Consider the following 4,653-nt stretch of genomic DNA (forward strand, 5'->3'; position numbering starts at 1 on the left):
CTGTAGGTGTTGAGGAACTTCTTCGCCGCTCGCGGGTTGTCCCCGAGGACGGAGCGGAACTTCCGCAGCGTGTGCTCGGCCCTGCGCCGTTCTGTGAGCCGCTGCATGGCCTCGTAAACGGACTGCGCGCGCCCCTCCTCGAACTGCCTGAGCCGCTCCATCACGTCGCCTTCGGCCCACAGCCCCGGTGACGCAGACCGGATGTCGGGCGGCGAACCACCCTCTTGCTGACGTGAGTCGGTGACTCTGAGAAGGTGGTCCAGATAGGCGGACCGGGCGGGGCCGGACAGTGTCGGCATCGGCAGGCAGAGCTGGAACAACTTGTCCAGGAAGAGATAGCCCAGCGGCCTGCCCGGCTCGGTGATGCTGTCGACGAACTGCTCGTGGGCGGTCTCGTAACTGCGTCTGAGCCAGCTGCCGTCCGCCGCGACGACGAAATGGGCCGCGCGCTCGGTCCCCTGCCGGCCCGGGCTTCTTTGGGTCCTCACCAGGGTCTGGACCATGTCCAAGAACTCCACCACGTATGCCTGGTCGCAGCGGTCGAGGTCATCGACGAAGAACACTACGGGCTTGTCCGCGCGCCGCAACAGCCATCGGAAGTGGGCGGCGATGTCCGCCAGCGGATTGGCCTGCGTCTGCTCGAAGAGTCTGGCGCCGCGCACCGAGTCCCACAAAAGGAGGCGGGCGGCGAGCAATGCTCCCGTTGTGAGGGTGGCGAGGGCGGCGAGGATAGCGGTGCCCGCCTTGAGCTGCTGTTCCCAGCCGGCCAGGCCGGGTTTGTGCGGCCACAGGAGATAGCCCAGCACGGCAGCAAGCAGTGCGACCACGACGAAGGCGGTGGCATAGGGAGCACCGGTCCTGCGGGCCCGTGCCGCAGACTCCCTCAGGCGCAGAAAGGGCCGTCGCCATCGGGCCCGGGTCTGCGCGACGTCCCGGCGCAGGCAGGTCAGCAGCGACCACCACGAGGGCGCCAGGCGCGACTGCTGCCAGGCATCGAAACGCACGACGAGGAAGTGATCGTCCACCTGCTGCTCGACGAGATTCAGAAGGCTGCTTTTCCCGCTGCCCCATGGCCCGTCGAGATGGACCAGGAAGGAAGTACCGGGCTCCGTCATCTGTGTTTCCGTCAGCCGCAGCCCGAGCACCTTCGCCACCGGAGCCCGCCCCAGGAGGTCCGCGGTGGCCGGGGTGTCATGGACCCACTCAACGTCATCGACGTCCAGGTCGACGGCTGTGCTGCCGGAGGCCGGCGCTGGGGGCGATGCTGTGGCCGTCCCGTCGGCGGACGGGGGCTGTGCGGTGTCCGGCCGGGCAGCAGGGTCGTACGCCGGGTTGCGGACGAGTCCCAGAAGACTCCCTGCGGCATTGGCTTCCATGGACTGCGGAAGCGGAAGCGTCAGGGAGGTCATGGTGCGCCGGAGTTCGGCCGCAACGGCGCCCGGAGTCAGGTACTCGTACGGCCCCGCGATTCCCTGCTTCAGCAACCTGATCAACTCTCCGGTGAAAGCCGAGTACGGCTCGCCGGTTCGTGCGATGGCATGCCCGGTGGCCGCCGTCGCAGTCAGGACGAACACACCGCCCGACACGCTGTCCCCCAGGCCTCCCAGGCCTCCCGATTCACCTCCGAGACCCCCGAGGGCGGCGCCCGCGTAGCTGCAATCCACGATGAGGACGATGAACCGGGCCGGGCTCCGCCTCAGGATGCTTTGGATGTGCGCGAACGGCAGGCCCGTGGTGGCGGGGTCGCCCACCCTGGTTTCCGAAAGGGCCAGGTGGAGTTGGCCCCGCTCCGCGTCGATCAGGCCGTGGCCGGCGTAGTAGACGAGCAGGACATCCGAGGCCTGTTCCGACACCTCCCGCAGCCGAGGCCCGACATCGCTCGCGTGACGGGGATCAGCAATGACGTTGACCCCCTCGGGCCGGAATCCGTCGGAGCCGGCGATGATCTGCCCCAGGTCCGACAAGTTGTTGCGGATCGCGGGAATGTCTTCGAGTTCCGTGTAGCGACTGCAGCCGATCAGTACAGCCCGGGAGTCTTCCGGATCCGGCAGCCGTGCCATGCAACCCCCGTAGTGTGTCTGCGACTTGCCCGCCACAGTACGGGCCGGCGCACACCACGCGCACTACGCGCGCACTCATGAGGTACTGCCACCGGTCCGTGCACGCCGGGAGCTCTGCCCCGGCCCGCAACAGCAGGACCGCGGCCTCATTGCTTGATCGCGGCTGTTGCTCCGGAAGATCCGCACCCCCGCCGGCCTGTTGTGCACCGAGATGGACGGCGAATGGCAACGCTGATCGCCGGGGGGTGCCTAGGCCGGGCGGCGGAGGGCTGCCCGGGTGGACGCCAGCCGGCTGCCCGGTCGCGAGCGCAGTTCACGTTCGGGTACGCAGCCCTCTGGTGCGTGGCATGGGGTGAGCCTGCACAAGACGGCCCCCTTGCCGCACGCCGCCGGTCCCTGCGCCGGCCGAACGTCTGCAGTTCGCGTCGGACCGCTGTTGCCAGTCCTGCACCGTCCAGGGCGCGGAAGGCATCGGGCTACCGAGCTCGTGTCAGCGCACGCCGAAGAGACCCGTGAGAGCCACCGTCGTCCGGGAGGAGTGCACGAGACCGGCAGACAGCTCGAGGCAGCATCTGTTGATGCCCGCGCCGCACCGCGCTCGCGCGCCGACCCGGCGGGTGCGCCCGTGCGAGGGGCGCACCGCCGGGCCTGCGGCTGTGGTCAACGGCCGTGAGCGTTTCCGTGCCGGCTTTTACTCCTTGCAGGCCCGCACGCTGTTGATGGGGGTCCAGCCGTACTCGCCGCTGCTGGTGGGCGGGGAGGGGGCGGTGTGGTTGTAGGCGCCGTCCCCGTTGTCGCCGGCGTAGAAGGTGCCGTAGGCGCCGCCGGTCTGCTTGTTCACCCAGAAGCCGCCGCCCTCCCAGTTGTAGATCTTGTAGATCACGTTGCAGGCAGAGAGCTGGTACACCTTCCAGTACTTGTCCGCGCCCTTGGTGGGGTCCTTCACGGACAGGCAGAGCTGTCCCGGGGAGCAGGGAGTCTCGGAGTACCGGCTGACCCATTTGATCCCGACGGGGACGTCGGCGTCGACAGAGAGCGTGGGCTCAACGGCATTGACGGAGGCCTCCGCACCGGCGGCGGCCTGGACGGGTATGGCGGAGGTGAGCGCGGTGCCCGCGAGCACAACGGCCGTGGCCAACAGGCCTGCGGTCTTCTTGCGCAGGTTCATGGTCGGTTCCTTCCGGGTCAGAAGATCGTGACGACGCACTGCGGTTTGGCGGAACCCGAGCAGACAGCCCGGTCGGCATTCGTGATCTTGGTCCAGACGCCCTTGCCCACCTGTACCTGGAGGTAGGAGAGATCGGGCATCTGCAAAAACACGACGTAGGCCCGGTCCTCGAACGTGAAACCGTCGACGTCGTACCGGCCGACGACCTCCCGGCTCGCAGGCAGTGCCGACTGCTTGCATGCGAGGTTCTCGGAGTCGGCCCAGCGTGCGGTGAGGGTGTCGTTCCAGACCTGGCAGCGGTGCACTCGGCCGCCTCCGCTGAAGGACGCGTACTCCATCTCGACGCTGCTGCGGTTTTCCAGGTCGCCGCCCTCTGCCGCCGAGGCCGGCGTTGGTGTCAGCGTGATCGCGGCCGCCGCCAAGATCACCGGTAGCGTGATCCTGGCGGTCGCACGGCGCAGGGCCGTGTTCTGGACAGGCATGAGTCCCCCCGTCGTAGTGGTGATGGCCGGACCGGCCTTCCTCTTGGCCCAGCGGTGACGACTGTGCCGATCTGATCCGCCCGACCGCCAGAAGGCCGGTGTCCCATCCCGGCGTGGGACGTGCGGTACGCCGATGACCAGGAATGATCTAGACGGGATGGGATGCCCCTTGGGACCCTGGGGGCGCCATGAAAGAGCCGTCACGGGGGTGAAGGGGCTTGACGCGAGTGGACGGGGAAGGGGATCTGGCCGCCGCGTTGCTCGGCCTCAAGGAGCGCAGCGGGCTCAGCTACCAGCAGCTGGGGAGCAGGGTCTTCACCAGCAGTTCGACGCTCCACCGGTACTGCAGCGGCAAGGGGGTGCCGGGCGACTTCGACCTCGTCCTGCGGATCGCCAGGGAGTGCGGTGCCGATCCCTCGGAGCTGAGCGAACTGCTGCGGCGCTGGGAGGCCGTGACGGGGGAGGGGCCAACGGAGCCCGGCTCACATACCGCACTTGCGCCCCCGCCCTCTGCCATCCCGCCCGCTGCCGGGTCCCCCCAGCGGACCCCCGCTCCCGTCGTCTTGCACCCGGTGCGCTCACGCCGCGCCTCGCGGTTCCGCCGCCTGGCCCTCTTCCTTGGCATGGCCCTGTTCGTCCTCACGACGGCCATCGCAAGCACACCGCACGGCTTCGACTCGGATCCCGAGCCGGTGCCGACCGGGGCGGATCGAGTGCCGGCCCTGGCCGCGGCAGCCAGCTGGGCGCGGCCGCCCGCCCCGGTCGACCCGGAACTCTTCGGCGTGACGATGAACAGCTACAGCGGTGCCATGCCGTCCTTCCGAGTCGGCGCCCTGCGGCTGTGGGACAGCGAGACCCGCTGGTCCCAGCTGGAGCCCCGCCGCGGAGAGTTCGACTGGACCACCCTCGACCGGCTGCTCGAGGGGGCCGGGCGTCAGGGGCT

4 protein-coding genes are annotated in these 4,653 nt (G+C 69.0%); 1 reads left to right on the forward strand and 3 read right to left on the reverse strand.

Features of this window, described 5'->3' with window-relative positions:
• From ACQKIP_RS40285 to ACQKIP_RS40295, 3 genes are all read right to left on the reverse strand, one after another.
• A partial coding sequence (locus ACQKIP_RS40285) for a caspase, EACC1-associated type (RefSeq protein WP_427745310.1) occupies window positions 1-2,060 on the reverse strand: 2,060 nt, incomplete at its 3' end.
• 691 nt (window positions 2,061-2,751) lie between these two features.
• Entirely contained in the window at window positions 2,752-3,228 is a 477-nt protein-coding gene (locus ACQKIP_RS40290) for a hypothetical protein (RefSeq protein WP_365862155.1), read from the reverse strand.
• 17 nt (window positions 3,229-3,245) lie between these two features.
• Window positions 3,246-3,710 (reverse strand): hypothetical protein, encoded by a 465-nt coding sequence (locus tag ACQKIP_RS40295; RefSeq protein WP_365862154.1) that lies wholly within the window; start codon window positions 3,708-3,710, stop codon window positions 3,246-3,248.
• Between the two features lie 227 nt (window positions 3,711-3,937).
• Here ACQKIP_RS40295 and ACQKIP_RS40300 point away from each other — a divergent pair.
• Window positions 3,938-4,653: helix-turn-helix domain-containing protein (locus ACQKIP_RS40300; protein ID WP_427745311.1), on the forward strand; the 716-nt coding region annotated here is incomplete at its 3' end.

Origin of the sequence: Streptomyces sp. NPDC059900, from assembly GCF_050270335.1 — a bacterium.
Classification (GTDB): domain Bacteria; phylum Actinomycetota; class Actinomycetes; order Streptomycetales; family Streptomycetaceae; genus Streptomyces.